Source organism: Pseudoxanthomonas sp. PXM03, assembly GCF_014852005.1.
GTDB lineage: Bacteria > Pseudomonadota > Gammaproteobacteria > Xanthomonadales > Xanthomonadaceae > Pseudoxanthomonas_A.
Map to the genome: position 1 here is coordinate 969,820 of NZ_JACVAU010000002.1, position 23,951 is coordinate 993,770.

27 protein-coding genes are annotated in these 23,951 nt (G+C 67.2%); 13 read left to right on the top strand and 14 right to left on the bottom strand.

What is annotated here, in order from left to right; all coding sequences use genetic code 11:
- Positions 1 to 23 precede the first annotated feature (23 nt).
- Positions 24 to 437: a VOC family protein gene (locus tag IB223_RS13395; protein WP_192202199.1), complete on the top strand. Its 414-nt coding sequence runs from the start codon at positions 24 to 26 to the stop codon at positions 435 to 437.
- Between the two features lie 91 nt (positions 438 to 528).
- The gene (locus IB223_RS13400) at positions 529 to 1,794 is read left to right on the top strand and encodes an RNA polymerase sigma factor (protein ID WP_192202200.1); all 1,266 of its coding nucleotides are present in this window, start codon (positions 529 to 531) and stop codon (positions 1,792 to 1,794) included.
- Positions 1,795 to 1,800: 6 nt separating this feature from the next.
- Here IB223_RS13400 and IB223_RS13405 read toward each other — a convergent pair whose 3' ends face one another.
- Complete coding sequence (locus IB223_RS13405; protein ID WP_192202201.1) at positions 1,801 to 3,540, bottom strand: caspase family protein; 1,740 nt, start codon at positions 3,538 to 3,540, stop codon at positions 1,801 to 1,803.
- A gap of 221 nt (positions 3,541 to 3,761) precedes the next feature.
- The gene (locus IB223_RS13410) at positions 3,762 to 4,280 is read right to left on the bottom strand and encodes a DUF1993 domain-containing protein (protein ID WP_225591033.1); all 519 of its coding nucleotides are present in this window, start codon (positions 4,278 to 4,280) and stop codon (positions 3,762 to 3,764) included.
- Positions 4,281 to 4,597: 317 nt separating this feature from the next.
- Between IB223_RS13410 and IB223_RS13415 the strand changes: the two genes are divergently transcribed.
- Both IB223_RS13415 and IB223_RS13420 read left to right on the top strand, forming a co-directional pair.
- On the top strand, positions 4,598 to 5,131 hold the full coding sequence (locus IB223_RS13415; RefSeq protein ID WP_192202202.1) for an outer membrane beta-barrel protein: 534 nt from the start codon (positions 4,598 to 4,600) through the stop codon (positions 5,129 to 5,131).
- Positions 5,132 to 5,242: 111 nt separating this feature from the next.
- On the top strand, positions 5,243 to 5,761 hold the full coding sequence (locus tag IB223_RS13420) for an adenine phosphoribosyltransferase (RefSeq protein WP_192202203.1): 519 nt from the start codon (positions 5,243 to 5,245) through the stop codon (positions 5,759 to 5,761).
- 36 nt (positions 5,762 to 5,797) lie between these two features.
- On the opposite strand, the gene IB223_RS13425 is transcribed toward IB223_RS13420, so the two are convergent.
- Together IB223_RS13425 and IB223_RS13430 are read right to left on the bottom strand one after the other, a co-directional pair.
- Positions 5,798 to 6,007 (bottom strand): hypothetical protein, encoded by a 210-nt coding sequence (locus IB223_RS13425; RefSeq protein ID WP_192202204.1) that lies wholly within the window; start codon positions 6,005 to 6,007, stop codon positions 5,798 to 5,800.
- Positions 6,008 to 6,440: 433 nt separating this feature from the next.
- Positions 6,441 to 6,923: a transposase gene (locus tag IB223_RS13430; protein WP_192202205.1), complete on the bottom strand. Its 483-nt coding sequence runs from the start codon at positions 6,921 to 6,923 to the stop codon at positions 6,441 to 6,443.
- A 323-nt stretch (positions 6,924 to 7,246) separates the two neighbouring features.
- On the opposite strand from IB223_RS13430, the gene IB223_RS13435 reads away from it, so the two are divergent.
- The 3 genes from IB223_RS13435 to IB223_RS13445 all read left to right on the top strand — a co-directional run bounded on the left by IB223_RS13435 (position 7,247) and on the right by IB223_RS13445 (position 9,044).
- A complete protein-coding gene (locus IB223_RS13435; protein ID WP_192202206.1) occupies positions 7,247 to 7,861 on the top strand; it encodes an ECF-type sigma factor in 615 nt (204 codons plus the stop codon).
- A 153-nt stretch (positions 7,862 to 8,014) separates the two neighbouring features.
- Positions 8,015 to 8,296, top strand: coding sequence for a hypothetical protein (locus tag IB223_RS13440; RefSeq protein WP_192202207.1), 282 nt, complete (start codon positions 8,015 to 8,017; stop codon positions 8,294 to 8,296).
- A gap of 109 nt (positions 8,297 to 8,405) precedes the next feature.
- Positions 8,406 to 9,044 carry an isochorismatase family cysteine hydrolase gene (locus IB223_RS13445; protein WP_192202208.1) on the top strand — a complete coding sequence of 213 codons (639 nt, stop codon included), beginning with the start codon at positions 8,406 to 8,408 and terminating at the stop codon, positions 9,042 to 9,044.
- A 13-nt stretch (positions 9,045 to 9,057) separates the two neighbouring features.
- Here IB223_RS13445 and IB223_RS13450 read toward each other — a convergent pair whose 3' ends face one another.
- Positions 9,058 to 9,801, bottom strand: coding sequence for an SDR family oxidoreductase (locus IB223_RS13450; protein ID WP_192202209.1), 744 nt, complete (start codon positions 9,799 to 9,801; stop codon positions 9,058 to 9,060).
- A 304-nt stretch (positions 9,802 to 10,105) separates the two neighbouring features.
- Between IB223_RS13450 and IB223_RS13455 the strand changes: the two genes are divergently transcribed.
- Positions 10,106 to 10,528 carry a hypothetical protein gene (locus IB223_RS13455; protein WP_192202210.1) on the top strand — a complete coding sequence of 141 codons (423 nt, stop codon included), beginning with the start codon at positions 10,106 to 10,108 and terminating at the stop codon, positions 10,526 to 10,528.
- A gap of 122 nt (positions 10,529 to 10,650) precedes the next feature.
- On the opposite strand, the gene IB223_RS13460 is transcribed toward IB223_RS13455, so the two are convergent.
- Entirely contained in the window at positions 10,651 to 11,487 is an 837-nt protein-coding gene (locus IB223_RS13460) for a hypothetical protein (RefSeq protein ID WP_192202211.1), read from the bottom strand.
- Between the two features lie 207 nt (positions 11,488 to 11,694).
- On the opposite strand from IB223_RS13460, the gene IB223_RS13465 reads away from it, so the two are divergent.
- Both IB223_RS13465 and IB223_RS13470 read left to right on the top strand, forming a co-directional pair.
- Entirely contained in the window at positions 11,695 to 12,147 is a 453-nt protein-coding gene (locus IB223_RS13465; RefSeq protein ID WP_192202212.1) for a hypothetical protein, read from the top strand.
- A gap of 111 nt (positions 12,148 to 12,258) precedes the next feature.
- Entirely contained in the window at positions 12,259 to 12,837 is a 579-nt protein-coding gene (locus IB223_RS13470; protein WP_192202213.1) for a mechanosensitive ion channel family protein, read from the top strand.
- Between the two features lie 21 nt (positions 12,838 to 12,858).
- Here the strand turns inward: IB223_RS13470 and IB223_RS13475 are convergent, their stop codons facing one another.
- From IB223_RS13475 to IB223_RS13490, 4 genes are all read right to left on the bottom strand, one after another.
- Positions 12,859 to 15,003, bottom strand: coding sequence for a methyl-accepting chemotaxis protein (locus IB223_RS13475; RefSeq protein WP_192202214.1), 2,145 nt, complete (start codon positions 15,001 to 15,003; stop codon positions 12,859 to 12,861).
- A gap of 152 nt (positions 15,004 to 15,155) precedes the next feature.
- Positions 15,156 to 16,388 carry an MFS transporter gene (locus tag IB223_RS13480; protein ID WP_192202215.1) on the bottom strand — a complete coding sequence of 411 codons (1,233 nt, stop codon included), beginning with the start codon at positions 16,386 to 16,388 and terminating at the stop codon, positions 15,156 to 15,158.
- Positions 16,389 to 16,494: 106 nt separating this feature from the next.
- Positions 16,495 to 17,109 carry a hypothetical protein gene (locus tag IB223_RS13485; RefSeq protein ID WP_192202216.1) on the bottom strand — a complete coding sequence of 205 codons (615 nt, stop codon included), beginning with the start codon at positions 17,107 to 17,109 and terminating at the stop codon, positions 16,495 to 16,497.
- 81 nt (positions 17,110 to 17,190) lie between these two features.
- Positions 17,191 to 18,480, bottom strand: coding sequence for a glycoside hydrolase family 2 TIM barrel-domain containing protein (locus IB223_RS13490; RefSeq protein ID WP_192202217.1), 1,290 nt, complete (start codon positions 18,478 to 18,480; stop codon positions 17,191 to 17,193).
- 82 nt (positions 18,481 to 18,562) lie between these two features.
- Here IB223_RS13490 and IB223_RS13495 point away from each other — a divergent pair, with 82 nt between their 5' ends.
- Positions 18,563 to 18,949, top strand: coding sequence for a DUF6165 family protein (locus tag IB223_RS13495; RefSeq protein WP_192202218.1), 387 nt, complete (start codon positions 18,563 to 18,565; stop codon positions 18,947 to 18,949).
- 9 nt (positions 18,950 to 18,958) lie between these two features.
- Here the strand turns inward: IB223_RS13495 and IB223_RS13500 are convergent, their stop codons facing one another.
- Complete coding sequence (locus tag IB223_RS13500) at positions 18,959 to 19,159, bottom strand: hypothetical protein (protein WP_192202219.1); 201 nt, start codon at positions 19,157 to 19,159, stop codon at positions 18,959 to 18,961.
- 169 nt (positions 19,160 to 19,328) lie between these two features.
- Here IB223_RS13500 and IB223_RS13505 point away from each other — a divergent pair, with 169 nt between their 5' ends.
- Complete coding sequence (locus IB223_RS13505; RefSeq protein WP_192202220.1) at positions 19,329 to 20,147, top strand: hypothetical protein; 819 nt, start codon at positions 19,329 to 19,331, stop codon at positions 20,145 to 20,147.
- Between the two features lie 102 nt (positions 20,148 to 20,249).
- On the top strand, positions 20,250 to 21,284 hold the full coding sequence (locus IB223_RS13510) for a nitronate monooxygenase (RefSeq protein WP_192202221.1): 1,035 nt from the start codon (positions 20,250 to 20,252) through the stop codon (positions 21,282 to 21,284).
- Positions 21,285 to 21,333: 49 nt separating this feature from the next.
- Here the strand turns inward: IB223_RS13510 and IB223_RS13515 are convergent, their stop codons facing one another.
- The 3 genes from IB223_RS13515 to IB223_RS13525 form a co-directional block, all read right to left on the bottom strand.
- A complete protein-coding gene (locus IB223_RS13515; protein WP_192202222.1) occupies positions 21,334 to 21,969 on the bottom strand; it encodes a hypothetical protein in 636 nt (211 codons plus the stop codon).
- A gap of 115 nt (positions 21,970 to 22,084) precedes the next feature.
- Positions 22,085 to 23,575, bottom strand: coding sequence for a hypothetical protein (locus IB223_RS13520; protein ID WP_192202223.1), 1,491 nt, complete (start codon positions 23,573 to 23,575; stop codon positions 22,085 to 22,087).
- A 173-nt stretch (positions 23,576 to 23,748) separates the two neighbouring features.
- Complete coding sequence (locus IB223_RS13525) at positions 23,749 to 23,946, bottom strand: hypothetical protein (protein ID WP_192202224.1); 198 nt, start codon at positions 23,944 to 23,946, stop codon at positions 23,749 to 23,751.
- Positions 23,947 to 23,951 lie beyond the last annotated feature (5 nt).

Consider the following 23,951-nt stretch of genomic DNA (forward strand, 5'->3'; position numbering starts at 1 on the left):
CCCATCACCCCAAGGAGCGCACCATGAACGTCAATCCCTACCTGATCCTCAATGGCGACTGCGAAGCCGCCTTCACCTTCTACGCCCAGGCCACGGGCGGCACGCTGGGGCCGATGATGCGCTTCGAGGGCACTGAAGGCTGCGAGGACATGCCGGCCGAGTACAAGCAGAAGATCATGCATACGCATGTGATGTTCGGCCAGACCGTGCTGATGGGGTCGGACAACCACCCGTCCTATCCGTACGAAGGCGTGAAGGGCTGTTCGGTGTCGCTGTCGGTGGACAGCATCGCCGACGCGGAACGCATCTTCGCCGCGCTCTCCGATGGCGGCCAGGTGACCATGCCGCTGGCGCAGACTTTCTGGGCGGTACGCTTCGGCATGCTGGTCGACAAGTTCGGCGTGCCGTGGATGATCAACTGCGAGAAGGATGCCTGATGCCCGTGCGGGAACGTCATGCACACCGTGATGCCCCTGTTCGCTGCGCTGCGACTTTCACCGGTCGCGGCGCCGTGGTGTGATGCGCGGCATGTCGACCTCCCCTACCCATCGCACGATCGATGCCGTCTGGCGCATCGAATCCGCGCGCGTGATCGCCGGTCTCGCCCGCATGCTGCGCGACCTGGACCTGGCCGAGGAGCTGGCGCAGGACGCGCTGGTGTCCGCCCTGGAAACCTGGCCCCGTGACGGCGTGCCGGACAACCCGGGGGCGTGGCTGATGACCACCGCCAAGCGCCGTGCGATCGACCGGTTGCGGCGGCTCCAGTTGCTGGACCGCAAGCACGAGGAACTGGCGCGCGAGCTGGAGGATGTGCAGGAGGAACGGCGCGCGCGTGACGAAGACGCGCTGGACCACGACATCGACGACGACCTGCTGCGGCTGGTCTTCGTGTCGTGCCATCCGGTGCTGTCGATGGAGGCCCGCGTGGCGCTGACGCTGCGCCTGCTGTGCGGGCTGACGACGGACGAGATCGCGCGCGCGTTCCTGACCTCCGAACCTACTGTCGCCCAGCGCATCGTGCGTGCCAAGCGCACGCTGGCCGACGCCGACGTGGCGTTCGAGGTGCCACGCGGGGAAGAACTGCAGGAGCGCCTTTCGTCGGTACTCGGCGTGGTGTACCTGGTCTTCAACGAAGGGTATTCGGCCACCAGCGGCGACGGCTGGATGCGGCCCGCGCTGTGCGAGGAAGCGCTGCGTCTGGGCCGCATGCTGGCCGCACTGGCGCCGCGCGAACCGGAAGTGCACGGGCTGGTCGCGCTGATGGAGATCCAGGCCTCGCGCCTGCACGCGCGCACCGGCAAGGACGGCGAGCCGGTGTTGCTGCTGGACCAGGATCGCGGCCGTTGGGATCACCTGCTCATCCGGCGCGGCCTGGCCGCGCTGGAGCGCGCCGAGCAGCTGGGCGGTGCATTCGGCCCCTATGCGCTGCAGGCCGCCATCGCCGCCTGCCATGCCCGCGCCGGCACGGCGGACGCAACGGACTGGGCGCGGATCGCGACGCTGTACGCGGCACTGGCGCAGGTGAATCCGTCGCCGGTGGTCGAACTGAACCGTGCGGTCGCCGTGTCGATGGCCGCCGGTCCGGCCAGTGCGTTGCCGCTGGTGGACCGGCTGCGCGACGAGCCGGCGATGAAGCAGTACCACCTGCTGCCCAGCGTGCGCGGCGATCTGCTGTTCAAGCTGGACCGTCGCGACGAAGCACGTGCGGAGTTCGAGCGCGCCGCGGCGATGACCCGCAACGCGCGCGAGCAGGCCTTGCTGCTGGCGCGCGCGCGCGAGTGCACCGCCGGGTAAGCCCCGCTACATCCAGCGTGACAGGCGTATCTCGGGCCCGGCCAGGGCGGCAGTCTGGTCGTAGTCCAGTTCGCGCAGTTCCTGCGACGTGTGTTTCACCAGGTCGCTGACCTTCAGCCGTCGCCGGTCGCCATGGCCCCCGGCCAGCATGCGGCGCCAGTTCTTCACCAGCGCATAGGTGAACGCACCATGCTGGACGGCGCCGTGCTCGTATTCGTAGGCGAATTCGCCTTCCTGGCACGCGTACAGCAGCAGCGGCATGTACGGCCCCTTGTGGCCGAGCTTCTTGCGCATCTGGCGCGCTTGGCCCAGCGGCAGCGTGCGTACCGGCAATGCGTAGCCCAGGCGGCCGCTCATGTCGCCCAGCGGCATGGTGTCCTGGTCGACGGCCAGCTGCTTGCGCTCGTTGAGTTCCAGCTCGCGCGGCACCCACATCTCCCGGGCGGCGTTCCATTTCATCGCACGATGGCGGATGTCGTCCGGCGGGTTGAGTCCGCGCATGCGCGCCGGACCACCCTTGGCCATGCCGCCGGAATGGCAGCAGTCCAGCAGGATGCTGAAGTCCACGTCGTACGGCAGCTGCACGTAGCGCTCGAACAGCCAGTCGTCGGTGAGCGCGGTGTCCTCCGTCCAGTCGAAGTCGTAGGGCACCAGCGTTTCGTCCATGCGGTCGACACGGTCCCCCAGGCCGTAGCTGGGCAGCTGGGCGCCGTGCCCGCTGTAGTACAGGATGCGCTGGTCGCCACTGCGCACGCCTTCGAGCAGCCAGTCCACGCGCTCGCGGATGCCGTCGGCGGTGGCGCGCTCGTTCAGCACCACGCGGATGTCGCCGGCATCGAAGCCCTGTTCCTGCAGCATCGCGCTCATCAGGAAGACATCGTTGACGCAACCGCCCAGGCGCTGGTCCGGGTCGGGATAGTCGTTGATGCCGATCAGCAGCGCACGCTTGCGCGGCGTCGCCACGCGGCCGGCGACCGGCGTCTGCTCGCGCATGGCGCGGGTGATGCGCGTGGTTTCATCGTTGAGCACATCGAACCAGAACGTGCTGATGGCCTGCGGATGGCGCAGGTACTCCTCGGCCGCATGGTCGGCGTTGCCGGGAATGTCGAAATGCGTGTCGACCTGGCGGAAATTGTCGGCGGCAATGGAAACGCGCGCCGTGAACACCGAATCGAAGCGGTTGTAGAGGTGGTACCAGAAGCGCGCCTTCTCGATCGCGCTCAAGCGGCCGGCCTGGTACTCGCCACGCACGAAGGGATTGCCGATCTGCGAGCCGAGCGATGCGAAGTAGCGGCCATTCGCGGTGGCGCGGGTTTCTTCATGGGTGAAGGTGTCGTAGCAGACCAGCGACCCGAGGCTGTGGCCGAGCACCACGTGCGGCTTCATCGCCTCGATGCGCTGTACCAGCCGCGTCCGGGTCTGCTTGCGGAACGTCGCGCTCTCGACCCACTTCACCACCATGCCGGCGGTGTGGCGCAGCTTCGAGTCGTCGCCGCGCGCACGCCTGAACGGGGCAGTGATGCCGTTCGCCAGCAACCGCGCCAGCGCTTCGAGCGTGTCCCCGAGGCTGACCTTGTGCTGGGCGAAGATATCGTCGTAGTGGCAGTACTGGATGTCGAGCGCGCGCTCGGCATCGACCTGACGGCAGGCATCGTGGATCGCCGCCTCCCATTGCTGCTGCCATGCCCCGCCCGGCGGATGCTGGCCCACGCCATGCACGCACAGGATACGTAGTGCCGTTGCCATCGCTGTTTCCTCCCTGATGTGGTCCCGGCGTCCGCGCAGGCGAGGTGGTCTCGCATGGCGTGGATGCCCGGCCGACAGTATCGGAGCAGCGGGTCGCATGCCGTGACACGGGCAGCACTCCGTCGCCGCAGGGCAACCGGCTCCTCAGGGAAGCCACCGCACGGCAGGGAGCGCACGGTTCACTCCTGACAACGCCATGCGGTGGCGGAGGCGGACATCCGTCAGGCGGCGGGACCGAGGTAGTCCTGCTTGCCCAGCGGCACGCCGTTGTGGCGCAGGATGGCGTAGGCGGTGGTCACGTGGAAGAACAGGTTGGGCAGCGCGAAGCCGAGCAGATAGCCACTGCCGTTGAAGGTGAGCTCGCCGCGCGAGCGCGAAGAGAGCGTGACCACGCGATCTTCACTGCCTTCGAGGGCTTTCTGGTCGAACGTGCCGAGATACGCAGCCACCGCATCGAGTCGCGCGAACAGTTCGGCGAACGTGGTCTCCACGTCTTCGAAGCGTGGCGATTCCACTCCCGCCAGACGCGCCGCGCCGAACTTCGCGGTATCGGTGGCGATCTGCACCTGCCGCACCAGGGGCAGCATGTCCGGATACAGCCGCGACTGCAGCAGCACGGCAGGTTCATATCCCTGTTCGCGCGCGTGCGCTTCGCCCTTCTCCAGGACCTGGCGCAGATTGCCAAGCGCACGCAGGAAGACGGGAATGGAAGCCTGGTACATCGAAAGCGCTGCGCTCATGGCGGAGTTCCGGAGAAAGAAGAGCGCGAGGATAGTCGGGCGCGTGGTGGTTGATTAGCCGCCGTTCGCGGGAGAGTGCATCCCATCGCGCCCGTTCCGCGCGCGATGCGCCGGAACGTGCTGCGTGATGCAGGAAGGGAGCAGGGCCGCGTGTGTTCCATCTGCGGGAAGGTGCGTCGCCATCATCGACCTTGGACGCCCTCCCGCCACGCCCATCTTCTCCGTGCAACGACAGCTGCCCTGGCATTCCGCCCGGACCTGTCGCTGGCGACACCGCTCTTCCTCCCCCCGCGGTGTTCCTGCTGGAGTTGATGGCAATGAAGAAGAACAAGATCCTGTCCCGCACTCTCCTCGCCGTGCTTGTCGGCGCTGCCGCGTTCGGTGCGCAAGCCGCCGACAAGGGGTTCCATGTCGGCGCAGGCGTGGGCCAGTCGCTGGTGGACGAAGCCGGTTACGACGACGAGGACACCGCGTTCTCCGTGTTCGGTGGTTACCAGTTCAATCGCTGGTTCGGTCTTGAAGGTGGCTACGCCGATCTCGGCAAACTGGAAACGGACGGCATCGGCCGCGACATCGAAGCCAGCTCGGTCTACCTGACCGCAGTGGGCACGGTGCCCTTTACCGACAAGTTTTCCGGCTACGCCAAAGCCGGCTTCCAGCGCTGGGACCTGGATACTGCGCTGCCGGGCGTGACCGGCACGACAGACGACAACGGTACCGACCCGGTCTACGGCGTCGGCCTGCAGTACCGGCTCAATGACACGGTCGCCCTGCGCGGCGAGTACAGCCGCTTCGAAGTGGAAGATGCCGATCTGGACCTGGCGCAGCTTCAGGTCCGCTACGACTTCTGAGCAGCACCCGACTGCAAGCCACGAGCCGCTGGCCCTGCCAGCGGCTCTTCTTTTTTCTGCGGATGATGCGACTGCGTTAGCATCGGCGGCCTCCCTGCATCCGAGCTTCCCATGCCCGCCTGGACCGATCACATCCGCGACGTGCCCGACTTCCCCAAGCCCGGCATCCTGTTCAAGGACATCACGCCGGTACTGGCGCACGCGGTTGCCTTCGCCGATGCGATCACCTCGATGGCCGAACCCTGGCGTGACGCAGGCATCGACGCGGTGGTGGGCGTGGAAGCCCGCGGCTTCATCCTGGGCGCCGCGGTGGCGCGCGAACTGGGAGTCGGCTTCGTGCCCGTGCGCAAGCCGGGCAAGCTGCCGGCGCACACGCTGGCGTTGGACTACGGGCTGGAGTACGGGCGTGATCGCCTCGAGATCCACGCCGATGCCATGCCTGCGGGCGCGCGCGTCATCGTGGTGGACGACGTGCTGGCGACAGGTGGCACGCTCAAGGCGGCCGTGCAGCTGGTCGAGCAACAGGGCGCCACGGTGGTCGGGACAGGCGTACTGGTCGAACTCGGCTTCCTGGGAGCGCGCAGCGCGTGGACCCATCCCGCGCCGCTGTACGCATCGGTGGTGTTCTGACATCCATCGCGTCGCCGTCTGGCGCGGTCACCGCGCTCAATCGATGACGCGGCTCACATAGGCCCCGGTGCCGACGACCAGGAAAGTGTCGTTGTCGATGCGACGTACGCGGCTTCCATCCTCCAGCACATACCTCGGCATGTCGGGAGCGTCGCCATGCGTCGCATCGCCTGCGTTGCCACGATGTACCTCGATACGGCAGCGACGACCTTCAGCATCCTGCGCCGTGAAGACATGGGTGCTCATGCGGGTGCTCCTGACACCAGGGTGCCCAAGCATAGGCGGCGAACCGTTAAGCGGACTGAAGCGGAATGTGATCAATCCGTGTGTGCGCAAAAAAAACGAGGGGGAGGCATTGCACCTCCCCCTCAGGCGCCGAAGCGCGATACCCGTCATGTGTCGGGCATGACGGGCTGCGAGCCGGTTCCTTGGGGATCGGGCCGGCCCACCTAGCTGTCGGGCGGGGAGCGCCGACAGATAGTCTTCGGGAAGAGGCGATGTCGCGCAGGCAGCTGCGCCTGCAGAAGCATTCCCCCTCACCACGTGATGAATCCGCGGATGCATGTCGCGCCATGACACCGGGCCATCACGCGATGCAGCGCGGGCTACCGCACCCGGGGGAGGCTTTCCACCGGGCGCCCTGCTTTCCACTTCCTGTACATGCCGCGCGAAACGCGCCTCACGATGCGCGCATTGCCCGGCTGAGATGCTTGGTGTTGTTGCGATGGAGATAGCGTTCGACCAGGGCCTGGAGGTCTCGCCCACGCTGGTCCTGCCGATCGAACCGCGCAAGTACCTCGTTCCAGTTGCCGTCCTGCGCCCAACGGATGAACCGCACATAGATGCCGTGCCAGGAGCCGAATTCGCGCGGCAGATCCGACCAGTACGCGCCGGTCTGCGCCACCCAGAGAACCGCTTCGATAAACCGGCGCGCATTGCCGCCGTGGCGCGCACGCGCGCCAACCCGGCCCGGGAGCGCCTGCATCAGGAAACTCCATTCCTCCGCACTAAGCCGCTGCGTAATCGGCCATTGGCTGATGGCACGCGGGCCCAGCCCCTGGGGCAGAGGCCAGGATTGCGGCCCTGCAACGAGGGGGTGCTGACGTGTCACGAGTTCGTCGCCTTCTTCACGCAACGTGCCGATCAATGCCTCATGCCGCATGCGGAAACCCTCGGGCCGCCGCGAGGGAAAATCCCCGCCTCATGGCCAGATCGGCTGAAAGACCCCTACCACAGACTCTTTTCACGCTATGCATGACACCCCTCTTGCTGGTCGACCGTTCGCCCGGAAACACCCAGGCCCCCCACTTCCCATCCCTTGGCAGGGATGCCTTCTCCACTGCGACGTGACCCGCGAATGCGCCGTTACGGCTTGCATGTCCAAGCGCAGCCGGGTCATATATGGGACGAGATCGTGATGAAAGGCACAGTCCGGACATGAGAGAGAAGAGGGACCCGGATGGCGCTGGACCTGATACGAGCGGCATGCTGCACCCCCGAGACAACGAGGATCTGGCCCCGCCGGACCCGGATTCGGTCACCCAATTGCTGCGCAACGTGGAGAACGGGCAGCCCGGAGCCTGGAACCAGATCTACGCGTTGCTGTACCGGGACCTGCACCAGATTGCCCGGTCGCAGATCCGCCAGCAGCGCCGCAGTCATGTGAGGTCTCCTACCTCGCTGATCAGCGAGACCTGGCTCAAGCTCGCCAGCGCCGATTTCAGCGTCGAGAATCGTGCCCACCTGGTCGCGCTGGTGGCGCGCGCGATGCGCTTCGTGCTGTTGGACGAAGTGCGGCGTGCGCTGGCGGAAAAGCGCGGCGAAGGCATGGACCTGTTGCCGCTGGACGAGAACACGGAGCCGGGTCAGGGTTCACGGCTGGAGCAACTGCTGATCCTCGATCAGGCGTTGAACGACCTTGCCAAGCTGGATGCCCGGTTGGCGCAGGTGGTGGAGATGCGCTATTTCGGGGGCCTCAGCGAGCTTGAGATCGCCGGCGTGCTGAAGGTGACCGAGCGCACCGTGCGCCGGGATTGGCGCAAGGCGCGCGCGTTCCTGTTCAGTCACCTTGGCGACGGTGAACTGCCTGAACCGTTCTGACCGGGCAGCGCGCGTATCTTTCATTACGCCGCACGTCCGGGATTGCGGCCGGAAGGCGAATGATCCCGATGTGAGCGAAAACCTTCCCCTCCCTCAAAGATTCACGGCCCCGGAAGCGGAGCCGTCCCCGTCGTCTGACAGGGCGGCGATGGGATGAAGGCCTGCCTGACGCTCGCGCTGGAACTGTTCGACGCCTATTCCGACATGGGCGATGAAGAGCAGGCCGCGGCCCTGGCCGTCCTGAGACGGTCCGATCCAGCGCTGCATGACGCGCTGGTCCAGCTGCTGGTCACCGATGCCCTGGACCATGAAATGGACGTGCCGCCCTGGGTCGGCCACGCGGGCGCAGGCGACGCCATGCCAATGGACGAACTGCCGGATGGCGCGACGGCGGAACCGGCGGAACCGGCGGGCCCGCGCGCCCGGCAAGCCTGATGACGGCACCACGCTGCGGCTCGTCGCGCACGCCGATGCAATGCGGGGGAGCCCTGCGGCGCGATGCTGCCGTCTCGGACCACCGTCCGCGTCATGAGGGCACGCTGCCATGTCTCCCATGCAGGGCTATCCCGCCGGGCGCACCGCGCTGCTCTTCGTAGACCCCTACAACGACTTCCTCGCGGAAGACGGAAAACTCTGGCCGCTGGTGGCCGACATTGCGCGCAGCGTGGATCTGCATGCCCACCTTCGCACCGTGGTGTCCTGCGTCAGGCAGGCGGGATTGCCCGTGTTCATCGTGCCGCACCATCGCTCGGAGCCGGATGATTTCAAGGGTTGGGACCATCCGACGCCGTACCAGTTGGGCGCGGCACGCGTGCAGCCCTTCGCAAAGGACAGCTGGGGCGGCGAGTGGCACCCGGATTTCGCGCCTCAACCCGGCGACATCATCGCCAAGGAACACTGGGGAGGCAGTGGCTTCTCCAACACCGACCTCGATTATCTGCTGAAACAGCACCGCATCACCCACGTGATCCTGGTGGGCCTGATCGCCAACACCTGCATCGAAACCACGGGCCGGTTCGCCTCTGAGCTGGGCTACCACGTGACCCTTGTGCGCGATGCCACCGCAGCCGCCAGCGCGGCCGCGATGCATGCCGCGCACGAAATCAACGCCCCCACCTACGCGCACGCCATCCTGACCACCCAGGGCCTTGTCGATGCGCTGACGGCACGTGCGCGCACCTGACCGGCTCCGCGCCCTACATCCGCGATGACCAGGCTGCGTAATCCGTCGGCGCGATGCGGGGGGCGCCCGTGGGCAGCAACGTGTCGTCGTCCAGCGACACGCCGAAATACAGGGCCCCGGAGGTAGCCCTGACCTCGCGCTTGTCACCGCAGGTTCGCAGGTGGTCTGCAACGAAGGTCGCCATCGGGCGCGCCTCCGGCCCGGCAATCTCCACGATGCCTTCCTCCGGCGTCGAATCGACCACGACCGCCAGCATGGCGGCCACGTCATCGGCCGCCATCGGTTGCATGCGCGCCATCGGCAGCAGGATGTCTTCGCCCTGCACGCCGGATTGCGCGATGCCATCCATGAATTCGAAGAACTGGGTCGCACGCACGAGGGTGTAAGGCACCCCACCCGCCCGGATGCGTTGCTCCTGCGCCCACTTGGCGCGGAAATAGCCGCTTCCCTGCAGGCGCTCTGTACCGACCACCGACAGCGCCACGTAGTGACGCACACCGGCGTGCGCTGCGGCAGCCAGCAGGTGTCCCGTGGAGGCTTCGAAGAATGCCTTCACCGCCGCATCCTCGAACGAAGGCGCATTGGCGACATCGACCACCACATCGGCGTCCTCGAGTGCGGCCGCCACGCCTTCCCCGGTCACGGCGTTCACACCGGTGGACGGCGCTGCGGCCACCACTGCATGCCCCTCGGCCGTGAGCAGCGCAACCAGGCGCTTCCCGATCAGACCGGTACCTCCCACAACGACGACTTTCATGGATCGACTCCCTTGGACTGGATGGAATGGCAGCGCTTCGAACCGCCATGCCATCCAGGACGCCGTACCGCGTCACGGCGTGACAGCCTGCCGGTCGCGGCCGTTGCGCGCGTTTCCCGCCCGCATGCTGAGGCATGCGTCGCAATCCGGCTCACAGTCACGCCGAACGCCTGCCGCGCTGCCCCGTTCATCATCACGACGGAATGTGGAAGTGCGACGGTGTTAGCAACCGGCCACCCGGGGGTTGTCGCTAGCATGGCGTGGTCGGGCCGTCACCGGCCCGGTTCTCGCGCAAGGAGCGCACATGACCACACATGCGGCCGCCGGATTCGCCGGCACCTGGCACCTGCTACCCGAGCAGTGCGACTACCAACTCGGGCGCCCTCCGCGGAGGGGGCTGTATCAACTCGACTGCGCCGCCGACGGTGCGCTGTCGATCGCGTCGGAATGGCTGGGCAAGAACGGCAAGCGGCATCGGGCCGCCTTCGACGGCCGTGTCGACGGCACCCCGTATCCGTACCACAGCACGCCGCATGCCGATGCGCTGAGCTTCGAGTCCGTATCTCCCACGCAACTGCACTCCACCACCTGGCACGACGGCCGCGAAGTGCAATGGTCCGAGCGCGAGCTGGTCGATCCGGACACCCTCGTGATCCGCATGCGCGGCCATCTCAGTGATGGCCGCTGCTACACCAATGTCGGCGTCTACCGTCGCCAGGACAGCTGACGCCACGGCGGAACGCCACGCCTGCCACACACCCCTCAGCAACTGACACAAGAAGGGCGCCCATGGGGCGCCCTTCCTTTGCACGTCGTTCCCGGCCGTTCACGTCCGGGACCGGATGCGGGTCATCGCGTCTGCACGCAGTTCTGCAGCCACAGTACGCGCTTGAAATCGTCATAGCGCAGGAACTGGCCCTTGAACGTCACCTTGTCGCCCTTGCGGAACGTCAGCACGTTGGCCAGCTGGTTGGGACGGAACAGGCACGCCACGCCCACGCGCGGCTCGTTGTCGCCCGGCACCTGGATCAGCATCTTGCTCTGGTCGGGGATCTCGAAGGACACGTTGTAGTCCTCGCCATCTTCCTGCACGTAGTCCACCCGGCCACGCAACGCGTAGTTGCGGCCCTTGTGGCGCGCGGTGACGGCCACGGCATTGCCTTTGGCTTCACGCGCGATCTCGCGCGAGAAAATGAAGACGTCCTTCACCGTGACATCGGCGTTGTTCTGCGTCTTCGCGCCCTGGGCCGCGGCGGCACGGCCTTCCTTGCCCCCCTTCAACTTGGCGAACAGCGTGCACATATAGGGACGCATGGCATCGGCTTTGGCGATCTGGCCCTTCTCGGTCTTGACCGTCATCTGCACGATCGCGTCCTTGCCCTCGGCGCTCACGTTGATCAGGGTGGGAATGGCGCGCGTGGTGCCGGTGGAACGCTGTTCGACCAGCATGGAACCGGTCTCCGCATCCTCGGTGATCACGTCCATCTTCTCGGCGATCATGATGCCGCGCAGCTGGCCCATCGCATCCTTGACGGTCGAGTCCGGCACGGTGACGCGGCTGCTGAAATCGGTGCCGGAGAAAATGCTGCCGGACTTGCTGAAGTTGTCCTCGCATTCACCCGCGATGGCCGCGGGCGCCACGCTCGACAGGGCGAGCGCGATGGCGGCAAGTAGCTTGTAGGTCATGTGGTCCTCACATAGTGGAAGTGTCTGGGGTCCGGATACGACGGGCGGCGCTTCCTGCCCGCGCCAGACCCGGCCCCCCGGCATTCTTGCAAGGGGGACCGTGCACCACAAGCAGCCCGTGCCTTCGCGCGCTGCACCTGCCGTACCGGGTCCACGATCCACCTGCCATAGAATGCGCAATCAAACTTCAAACGCGCATCAAACTCCATGACCGCAGGACTCTGCCGTTCCCACCGCCATGGGGTTCTCCGCATTCCGGCGCTGGCAGCGTTGTTGCTGGTGGCGGGGATGGCCTGCGGCGGCGAGCCGGCCGCCCCGCGTGAACTCCCTCCGGACGTCCAGGCCGATGTCACCGCGATCGCCGGGCACCTGGCGCAGGTGAGCGACACCTCGCCGGCCCTGTCATGCGACAAGGCCGTGGAGAACGCCCGCTGGGGCGTGGAGACCATGCTGGAGGTCGGCGAGAAGAACCTGCGCGCCGGCTACATGAGCCAGCCCGCCTACGATGCGGCCATCCCGGCGCTGAAGCGCCTGCTGGCTGCACTGGCCGCGGAAGACTGCGCGGCCGCCACCGGCGCGCGGCGCGACTTCTACCAGTGCATGTCCAGCGACTACAACCACGTCTACGCATGCGGCAAGGCCCATCCCTTCGATCCGTGATGGGCGCGTGGTTGACCATCCGCGAGGCGCGGGCCACCCTTCCAGCATGAACATCCAACCCTCACTGGCAAAAGCGCCGACGGCGCTGCATGCATCGCGGCAGGACGACTGATGGCGGCGCTGCGACTTCCCGACTGGTTGCAGGAATGGGCGAGCCTCGCGATTCCCGTCGCGCAGGCGCTCGGGATCCTGCTCGCCGCCTGGCTGCTGTTGCGCCTGCTGCGCATCGTGGTGCGCCGGATCTGCGATCACTACCGGTTGCCCGCGCAGGTCGCCGTCAGCGCGCGCCGGTTGCTCGGCGTGCTGCTCTACGTTTCGGCCTTCATGCTCGCATTGGGGCGGCTCGGCGTATCGGGCAGCGTGCTGTGGACCGCGCTGACAGGCTTCACCGCCGTCGCCGCCGTCGCGTTCTTCGCTGCGTGGAGCGTGCTGTCCAACATCTTCTGCAGTGTGCTGATCCTGACCACGCGTCCGTTCCGCGTGCACGACCACATCGAAGTGCTGGAGAACGGCGACAAGCCCGGCCTGCGCGGGCGCGTGATCGACATCAATCTGCTTTACACCACCTTGCTGGAAGAAGACGCGCTGCGCGGCGACACCGTGCTGCAGATCCCCAACAGCCACTTCTTCCAGCGCACCACGCGGCGCTGGCGGTCGGGTTCGCCGCCCGCGACCACCTCGCCCGAATAGTCCACCAGCGCGGGCGCCCGACTAGGCAGCGGCCAGTGCGCGTACACGGCCAGGGGCGAGACCAGGCGACGCTCGCGGATCCAGCACGAACACATTCACCGCCCCGATGAGTTCGCGCGCCTGATCTTCCATCGAGCGGGCGGCGGCCGATGCCTCTTCCACCAGCGCGGCGTTCTGCTGGGTGGTTTCGTCCATTTGCACGATGGCCTGGTTGACCTGCTCGATACCGGCACTCTGCTCCTGCGAAGCCGCCGAAATCTCCGCCATGATGTCGGTCACCCGCTGCACGGCGGTGACGATTTCGCCCATCGTCGCACCGGCCTGGTTCACCAGCGCCGAGCCATCGGCCACCTTGTCCACCGAGGTCTCGATCAGGCCCTTGATCTCCTTGGCGGCATTGGCGCTGCGCTGGGCCAGCGTACGCACTTCCGAGGCGACCACGGCGAACCCGCGGCCCTGCTCGCCGGCCCGCGCTGCTTCCACCGCCGCATTGAGGGCCAGGATGTTGGTCTGGAAGGCGATGCCGTCGATGACCGAGATGATCTCGGCGATCTTCCGGGAAGACTGCTCGATCTCGGTCATCGTCGTGACCACGCGTGCGACCGTCGTGCCGCCTTCCGATGCCACGCTGGCCGCGCCGATCGCCAACTGGTTCGCCTGGCGTGCGGATTCGGCGTTCTGTCGCACCGTGGAGGTCAGTTCTTCCATCGAAGCGGCGGTTTCTTCCAGATTGGCCGCCTGCTGCTCGGTGCGGCGCGACAGGTCGCTGTTGCCCGCGGCGATCTCGCCCGCCGCCGTGTTGATCGACGATGACGCGCCCTGAATCTGGCGCACGATGGTGCGCAGTTGCGCCACGGTGGCATTGGCATCGTCCCGCATGGTGGCGAACACGCCGTGGAAGTCGCCTTCCATGCGCGCCGTCAGGTCGCCGCGCGCGATGGCCTGCAGCAGCGACGAGACATCCGCCAGGTTGCCATCCGTGGTTTCCATCAGGCGGTTCAGGCCGTCCACCATGTCGCGGAAATCGTGCCGGTATCGCTGCGTGTCGCCGCGACGGCTGAAGTCGCCCGACGCCGCCGCCAGTGCCAGCTGCCTGATTTCGGCGTTGATCGCAGAGAGATTCGCCTTGGTGGTGCGCATGGCGTCCGTCAATGCGGCTTTCTCACCGGGCAGCGCCTCCATGTCGATGGACAGGTCGCCGACCGCGTAGCACTGCATGATCTCCACCAGCCGCTGCATCACCGCGATGTGCGACGCCACCAGCGCGTTGGTGTCGCGCACCATGCGCCCGTACTCGCCGGGGAAGCGCGAATCGTCCATGCGGAAGCTGATCCTGCCTTCGTCATGGCGCAACGCCATTTCGCCCTGCTCGGCGATGACGCCCTGCAGGGTCGCGGTCATGTCGGCCATCGCCATGCCCAGCTGGCCGATCTCGTCGCCACTGCGCACATCGACCCGCTTGTCCAGGCGCCCGGCCGCGACCGCCCGCGCGGCAGCGGCGGCCTCGACCACGGGACGGATCACCGACCGCCGAATCCACCACGCCAGTACAAGCACCAGCACGATCGCCGCCACCACCGACAAGGCCGCGCACCCCACCAGCATGCGGCGCGCGTCCTGCGAGCGCGCCACCACCGCCGCATCGGCAATCGTCTTGGTGCGCGCCACCAGGGCTTCGAGCGTTTCGCCCAACTGGCGGTCCATGCCCTTCACCAGGCGATCGCCTTCCTGCGTGTCGTAGCCCCCTGCCGCGAACTGCACCAGTGCGGCGCGGTAGTTGCCTTCCAACGCGTGATGCTGGGTGGCGAAATCGGCCGCCAGCCTGCGCGCCTGCGGATCGGCGATCCCGCTGGCCAGGGTCTTCGCCAGGGCGGCCACCTCGCGTCCCTTCCTATCGAAGGCGCCGACGTACTTCGCCCGCTGCTCCTCGTCGTGCCCGCGGATGAGGATGTTCTTCCACTCCTGCACCTGCACGCGGAAGTCGCGGCTCAGGCGCTCACCCTCCGCGGCCTGGGCCACCTCTTCGGGCACCTCGGTGGAAAGACTGAGCCATGCCGAACTCAGGCCGGCCAGCGCGCACAACAGGATGACGGCAAGCCCCAGGGTCAGGGCGCCCAGCAGCTTGGTCTGCAGGCTGAGGGGTCGGGAAGCGGAATAGGACGACATGGCAGTACGACGTTGGGAAGGAATGCACCTTCCTTAGCGGCGCGCGGCACGGCGAATTGACGCGCCGCCGCCCTGCATTCCGCAATCCACGACCGCCATCTCTTTGTTTCAGTTTGATGACATCCATGTTGCCGCACGACGGCGCGCGTAGCTCAGCGCGACGGCTCGCAGGCGAGCGCCGTCGCCTCGGCACGGGCGGTATGCCGCGCCCATGCATAGACCAGCAGGCCCACCACGGCGGTCGCCGCACCGACGTAGCCGGTCGATGTCCAGCCCAGGCCGGCGGTGATCGCCATGCCGCCCAGCCAGGGGCCGAGTGCGTTCGCGGTATTGAAGGCCGCGTGGTGTGACGCGGCGGCAAGCGTCTGCGCATCGCCCGCCACGTCCATCAGGTGCGACTGCAGGATCGGCCCCAGCGCGCCCATCAGGCCGATGGCGACGGTGGCCAGCAGGATCGTCGGCAACGTGGTCGCCAACCATGGAAACAGCAGCAGCGCCATGATCGCCCACGCCAGCACCATCCACGCACCGCGCAGCTGGAAACGGTCGAACAGCCAGCCACCGACGAAGTTGCCGATCACGCCGCCCACGCCGAAACCGGCCAGGCCCAGCGGGATCCAGGCCGGCGATACGCGCGTCACGTCCAGCATCGTCGGCGCGAGGTAACTGAAGACGCAGAACATGCCTGCGAAACCGATCGCGCCGATGCCCAGCGCCTGCCAGACCGGCACGCGGTTGAAGGCACGCAGCTCATCCAGTGGCCTGGCCTTCGGACCATCGATGCCGACCGGCAGCCAGACCGCCAGCAGCACGCCGGTCACCAGTGCGATGATCGCGACGAAGGCGAACACCCAGCGCCAGTCGATCACCTGGCCCAGCCAGGTCGCCAGCGGATTGCCGATCAGGATGGCCAACGTCAGGCCCAGCATCACCAGGCTGATCGCACGACCACGCTTGTTGGGCGGGCTGATCGCCACCGCCGTCAGTGCGGCCACGCCGAAGTACGCGCCATGCGGCAGCCCCGCGATGAAGCGGAACACCAGCAGGCTTTCGTAGGTCGGCCCGAGCGCGCTGGCCAGGTTGCCCAGCGCATAGAAGCCCATCAGGGCGAGCAGCAGCGTCTTGCGCTTCCAGCCCGCACCGAGGATGGCCAGCAGCGGCGCGCCCACCACCACGCCCAGCGCGTAGGCGCTGATCAGGTGGCCGACCTGCGGCTCGGTCACGCCGAGCGAGGCCACCATGTTCGGCATCAGCCCCATGCTGGCGAATTCGCTGGTGCCGATGGCGAAGCCCCCCAGCGTCAGCGCGAACAGGATCAGGCCGATCTGGCGCGCGGTGAGCTGGTCGGCGACGGAGGGGAAGGAGATCGGCGGCGTAACGTCCATGACGCATTATGCTGCGGCGCAGCAGTTGCAGTCGACCCCACGACTGGAACGCTGTCCGCTGTCCGCTGTCCGCTGTCCGCTATCCGCCGTCAGCCCCCGCACTGCCTCACTTGGCGACGAACTTCAGCGGTCCCGTGTACTGCGGCCAGGCGATCGAGGCGGGACCACGCGTGTTGAGCGCGGTTTCCGGCGTTTCGCCGGCCTCGGTCATGACGCGCGTCATCAGTGTGGGCATCCAGAAGTTGACCGCGAAGGTCGCGTCGCGACGGATCACCGGATTCACCGACAGCGTGGTGGTCTTGCCCGGCTCGATCCGGAACGCCACCACGTCCTCGTTCACGAACGCGCCCCGTTCCAGCACCTTCTTCACGCTGAAGGCGGTGGTCATCTCCAGGCCGATGCCGGTGACGCGGTAGTCGCCCGCCGGCAACGAAAGGGTCTCCTGCTGGCCATAGCGGGTCATGTGGTTGAGCGGGAAATCGATGAACTGCTTGTTGACCAGCGAGAACACCACCTGGCCATCGCGCACGCCCCATTCCAGCGCGCCGCTCTTCAGCTGCTCGTCCACCTTCTTCGGCAGTTCCTTCTCGCTGGTGAACGGCTTGACGTCCACCACCAACGTGCCGGTCTCCACCGCCGCTGCCTGCGGCGCCTGCTCCTGCGCCGACACGGACACCGCCACGCCCGCCTGCAGCAACAGGCCCATCATCAAGTTCCGCATGCAGTCCCCTTGGAGGCGCCCCCCGGCGCGCATGCGCCATTCCATCGCAGTCCGGTCAGGCGCGCAATCCTGCGGTTCGGCTCAGCGTTCCGCCACGCGGAACGGCAGGTTGGCGTATGCGGCATGGCCCTGCCCATCGAGCACGTCCACGAACAGCCGGTACGCACCGGGCTTGCCGGGGGCAGCGAAACGCACCCCGCCCTTGCCGTCGTCCTGCATCGCCAGCATCACCTGCGGCGGCACGTCCTCGCGATCGCCGCCGATGCTGGTGGCGGTGGTTTCATGCAGCACCGTCCAGCGATAGCGCAGCGTATCGCCGTCGGTGTCGCGCGCATCGACCTGCGCGGTGTACTCCCTGCCCGGCTCCAGCGTGATGCTGTCGATGGCGCGCCGGCCGTCCAGCGTCAACGGCTGGACCGATGGCGCACGGTTGGACGGCCACGCGCCGGTCCAGACGTACTGCATCGCATCCACCGCCGGCGTGCTCTCCCCGCCCGGCAGGAACAGGCCGTACCACGTGGGCGTGCGCTCCTGCTTGTTGCCCCACAGGAACACATACGAACCCAGTCCCTGTTCCGTATCCGCCGCGATCACCTGTTCGTAGCGTTGTTGCAACAGCATCGCCTTGCGCGAGGCATCGTCCTCGATCGGCGCCTTCCACGCCGTCAGCGGGCTCTCCCAGTGGCCGGTCGGGCCCCATTCGGTGACCACGTACGGACCGGTCCAGCCGCTGGTCGCCAGCTTCTCCGGCAATGCGCCGATGTCGCCGTAAAGCTGGATGCCGATCAGGTCCAGCGACGGCGCGCGCGCTTTCAACAGGTCGATCAGCTTCCGGTCGAAACCGGCCAGCGTGGTCATCACCGGGTGGTGCGGGTCCTCGCGATGGATCATGTCCGCGATCTGCCCGACCGCATTCCACACCTTCGGGTTGCTGTAATGCAGGTTCAGTTCGTTGCCGACCACCCACATCAGCACGGCGGGATGGTCGCTGTAGAGGCCCACTTCCCGGCGGATGCGTTCGAGCTGTTCCGCTACCGCAGCATCGTTGTCGTAGTCGAAGCCATGGCGCTCGTTGCCCACCTCGATGCCCATCGCCACCTTCAGCCCGTTGCGCTGCGCGCGGTCCAGCATCGCGCGCACGTCGACGTGATCGGTTCCCGTGCTCCAGGTGCGGAAGCTGTTGCCGCCTCGCGCGGCCAGCGCCTCCTGACCGGCGCCGGCCATGCCGGCCCCTTTCACGTGGAAGGGCTGTCCGTCCACCAGCAATACGTATGCGCCCTCCTGCTGCACGATGCGGACCTGCGACGGCGCCGCGACTGCCCACGCGGGCACGGCCAAGGCAAGGATCGACACGAACAGGTGCTGCAGCATGCGGGCGTTCTCCGGCCATAAGGACGACGGGGCATCATGCCACGCAGCCCGTCGCGACACGGACGGGCGCTAGAATGCCGGCATGAATACCATCCTGATCCCCGTCTCCATCGGCGAACTGGCCGACAAACTCTCCATCCTCGAAATCAAGGCCGAGCGCATCGACGATGCCGGCAAGCGCGCGCACGTGCAGGTGGAGCTGGATGGCCTGAACGCCCTGTGGAGCGGGCTGGCGGCCGCGCAGCCGGAACTGGCGGGCCTGAAGGTGGACCTGCGCACCATCAACGAATTGATGTGGGACGTGCAGGACGCCTTGCGCGCCAAGGAAGCGGCGCAGGCCTTCGACGCCGACTTCATCGCACTGGCGCGCGCGGTGGCGCAGCACAACGGCAAGCGCATCGAAGTGAAGAACACGATCAACCGCCTGGCCGGCTCGCGCTTCATCGAAGAGAAGCAGTACCAGGCCTGACGGCAGCGCTCACGCCGCGCCGTGGCGTTCGCGGATCACCTGCAGGCGTTCGCGGTAGTACAGCGCATCGGCGGCGATCTTCGGCGGGTTGTCCGCCAGCCACTCCAGCGCGTCGCGCAGGATCGCCGCCGTGTCGGCTTCGGGGGCTTCCAGCGCGGTGTCCACGCGGTCCAGCTGCAGGATGACGTCTTCGCGGGTGGTCTGTGCCATGGCCATGCTCCTCCGGGATGGGTCACAGCGTAGGACGGCGCGCGTCATCACCACGTCATGGCGTGCCCTGCGCGCGTCCGCAGAGGCCGGTTCCCTCGCCTCTGCCGTCCGGCTCACGCCCTGAGACACGAATCCTGATCATGTCCCGATTGATCCGGAGTCCTGTCCCATGTGCGGCTACTGCACGGAACACAGCGCGTTCGCCGCGCACCTGGTGGCGCTGGAAGCGCGCGTACCGCTTGCGCCCGATCCCCTCCTCCTTCCCGTCCACCTGCAGGAAGCCACCGACTGGCAGCAGACCTGGTTGCGCGCGGCGGCGCCGGACGATCCCGTCGCCGCCATCGTGATGCTGTGTCGCGCGTGGACCGACCGGCTGGACGGGAAGACCGGGACGCCGCTGCGCGATGTCCTGGGACCTGCGTTGCACGAGCGCCTGCAGCAATGGCTCGCCGCGTGCGACCTGCCCGATACCTGGGCGTGGCTCCGGCACACGGAGGGCGAACCGCCCCATCCCCTGCCCCTCGACGACGCACGCGATGCGCTGGACGCGTACCTGGCCGGCTGGCTGCTCGTGCAGGAAGGAACGTCTCCGGCATGGGACGAAGCCCTGCTGCACGAACGACTGCCGCAACTCTCGGTGGCACTGGACATCCTCCGGCGTGATGCGCCCGACGACGACCGCATCCATCGGCTCGCATTCTCTTCGCCCAGCACCGGATCGCCCTTCAGTGCCATCGACCTGTGGCTGCAACGTCGCGCCGTGCGTGCACTGGTCGCACGCCGGGGCATGGCATCCATCGCCACGCTGGTGGACCGTCTGCGCAGCCCCACCCTTCTTGCCGCCGTGCTGCACGGCGAGATGGACCCCCATGATCTTCTGCATCTGCAAGCCGCACTGCAGGGCCATCCGGACACCGGATCGGAAGGCGCGGACAACCTGCATGCGGCGGTTGCCCTGCTGTTGGAATCGGGAATGGCTGTGCAGTAAGGGCGCCACATGCGACGCGTACCACTGCGCCTGATCATGCCGATGGAATGGAGAACCTGACGCAAGCGTAAGCTATCCACCGCACGTCGCCGGAGTTCCACCATGGCTCTCATCCCGTCCCTGCCGGGCATCGACCTTCCGCTCATCCAGGCGCCCATGGCGGGCGTGCAGGATGAAGCGCTCGCACTGGCCGTGGCCCACGCGGGCGGCCTCGGTTCGCTGCCATGCGCGCTGCTCGGCGCAACGCAGCTGGAAGCGGCCCTGCAGACGTTCGCCACGCTGGACCGCCCCATCAACCTCAACTTCTTCTGTCACGCGATGGCGGATCCCGACCCGGCGGATGAGCAGCGATGGCGGAACGCGCTCGCGCCGTACTTCGACGCGTTCGGCGTCGAACCTCCGCCGCCCTCCACGGCCGGTGCACGCCGGCCCATCGATGCGGCCACCGTAGATCTGCTGGAACCGTTCCAGCCGAAAGTCCTCAGCTTCCACTTCGGCCTGCCCGACGACGCCCTGCTGGCGCGCATGAAGGCGTGGGGCGCACGGGTGATGGCGTCCGCCACCACGGTGGAGGAAGGCCGCTGGCTGCAGCAACGCGGTGTCGACCTGGTGATCGCGCAGGGGATCGAAGCGGGCGGCCATCGCGGGCATTTCCTTGCCGACGACCTCTCCGCGCAACCGACCACCCTCGACCTCGTCACCGCGCTGACGAAGGTACTGACGGTGCCGGTCATCGCGGCCGGCGGCGTCGGCGACCGGACCGATGTGCAGCGGCTGCTGGCGGCAGGCGCCAGCGCGGTGCAGGCCGGCACCGCCTATCTGTTGTGCCCGGAAGCCACCACGTCGGCCGTGCATCGCGCCGCGCTCCAGCAGGAGGATCGCGACAGCGCGATCACCAACCTGTTCAGTGGCCGCCCCGCGCGCGGCCTGGTCAATCGCCTGATGCGCGACCTCGGCGCGATCTCCACGCTGCCGCCCGCCTTCCCCTGGGCATCGCAGGCCCTCGCCCCCCTGCGTGCGGCGGCGGAAGCGCGCGGGCGGGATGACTTCTCGCCGCTGTGGTCAGGCACGCGTCCCGGCCGGTTCCCCGGCGTGGGCGCTGCGGCGGTGACGCGGGCGTTGATGGGGATGGACTGAGGGGTGCCGCAGGCGGGGCGACCCGACCTCCCACCTGCATCGGCCTGCCTCAATGACGGTGGGTGTGGAACGGGATCGCGGTGCACCGCCAGTACGGGATCAGCTTGCTGCGGACGCCCTTGAACGAAGACACATCGAAGCGCCGGGTGGCAAAGGTGCCGGTGGGCGTGTGGCGCAGCATGATCTCCACCTCGCGCGCATTTTCCAGCGCGTGCATCAGGTTCTCATCGCTGTACCAGACCTCCCAGTTGATCGCGATGGCATGGTCGCGACCCGGTGAGCCCTGCACATCGAAGCGACCGGGGAAGGGTTTGCCATCCAGCATCACACGCACGGCGTCGGTGTCCCAGGTGCGTGGACGGGTGCGATCCTTGAGCTCGTCACGGAACTGCAGGCTGGAAGTCATCAGGTCCGACAATGCACGGTGGTCGGGGGGACGCAGGTCGTGCGACTCATCCGAGGCAGCGTGACTGAAGGAAATGCCGAGGGTGAAGGTCTCGTTCGGCCCGGCATTGGGCGACGCGATGGAATAGCGCGCGGTCCCCACGATGACGCCACCCAGTTCACTCTGGTGCCAGCCTTCGATCTCGGTATCCGGCAGCACCGGCTTCGTGCACTGCTGCGACCAGGCGGTGGCAGGCAGCACGGCGAACAGAAGGGCCAGCCAGCCCGGATATCTGGACATCGAATTCCCCTGGTGGATGGGCGCCCTCCCCAGGGCGCGACAGGGCTACTAAAGCACGCTTCCGGCGAAGGCGCCATCGTGGCGGAGGGCATGCGCGTGCATCGCATGGGAACCGTCAGAAACGCGCAGGAAACGTCCTGACACTCCACTCCGCGTTTTTCTCGTCCAGCGTCGCTGCCAGCAGGGTCTCACCATCCGTGCGCACGTTGACCAGACCGTAGACCAGGCCCGACACCACGTAGGCCCCCCGCGCCTTGCGGGATCCCTTCTTCGGGCGCAGATCGCCCGCCTTGGTGGTGCGGTAATGCAGCGTGGTGCGGGCAAGATCGTCGCCCTCGACGGCCGCACCGCCGGGCACCTCGATCCTGTCCAGTTTGCCGACCGCATAGGAGCGGGCGAGTTCGGTGGAGTACACCAGCGGCGTCACGATCTCGTCCTTGACCACCGTCAGGTGGCCCGTCGCGCCGCTGGCGGCCACGATGGCCGGCCGCGGGTGATCGTGTCCCTCTGCGTCCCCCGATGAAATGATGGTCGCCGAGGGCGCCATCGCCTGGAGGAAGGCCAGCGACACATCCGCGCTTCCATGGTGGCAGGCCTTGGCCACGTCGCACTGCAGTTCCAGCAGGCTGCCGGCCATCGCATGCAGGATGTCCTGCTGCGCGCCCTTGTTCAGATCGCCCGTCAACAGGGTGCGCGTGCGCCCGTAGTCGACGCGCAGCAGGATGCTGTGGCCGTTGGTGTTCAGCTCGCTCCGGCCAAGGTTGCGCAGCGCCGCGCGTCCCTGCACCTCGGCCTCGATGGGGGCCAGCACGCGGATGGACACGTCGCCGGCATCGGGATCGAAGCCGGGGAGCCAGGGCGTCTCGTCGCTGAGCCTGGCGAATTCGCAATGGCCGCCCTCCGCGGTGGTGGTATCGGCCACGCGCTGGATGAACTTCGCCCACTCGCCCTGCAACGGCCGGGTGCTTGCGGCATCCAGGCCCTGCAGCGCGGAACCGCGGTCATCCAGCAGGTCGACCAGGTATCGTTCGCCGTCGTGTTCCACCACCTCGCCGAGCGAGCGCTTCCCGCCCAGCGTCCACCACGAAACACCGGCGTGATAGAAGCGGTCGACGTGGATGGCCTCGGCATCCAGTTCCTCGGTCACGTCGACGCCCAGCAGATCGGAAAGGCCGCCGTAGTGGTCCTCGTCGTTGTGGGACGAGATCAGGGCGTCCAGCTCCACGCTCGACAGCCCGTAATCCTTCACGAACTTCCAGTCGATGAAATCCGCCGCCGATTTTCCGCTGGGCTGCTTGTCGCGCGGAAATCCCCCGTCGATGAGGATGTGCTGGAAGGAGGGAGTCTTCACCAGCACGCCATCGCCCTGCCCCACATCGATGAAGTAGAACTCCAGCAGCGATGTGCCATCGAGCGCGGAGGCCAGCACCCATCCCGTCCTGCCGCGCGCAGTGACCTTGCGCCGGTTGCCGGTGCCCGGCGCGCCTTCGAATTTCACCCCGTCGCCCCACAGCAGATACGCGAAGGCCTTCCCTTCCTCGGCCGCGTCGTACATCGGCACGGGCTTCCTGGATCCAACGAACGCGTCGAACGGATTGTCGATCATGGGGTTCCTCACGGGACCGTGGCGAAGGAGGGACGCGACCCGGGCAATGGCCATGTTCGCGCTCCTCCATGCCAACGCCATGACCATGCACACAAGGTCATCCATCGGTCGGGCGGCTTCGCTCGAAGCATCCCGGGTGTCGGCGCATCCCTGCAGGCGGGCTTGAGCCCGCCCTACGCCGGCGTGCGCAGGCCGCGGATTCCGAACCAGACCAGGACCAGGGCCAACGAGAGGAAGGTCGAGGCGATCGCGGCTTCGCCTCCCGCCAGCGGTAGTCCCAGCGCGCGCGTGGGCAGGGAGGCATCGTAGAGACTGACGGTGGCGAGCACCGCTCCGCCGATGATGAGCAGGGTGGATCGTCGTTTCTTCATGCGAT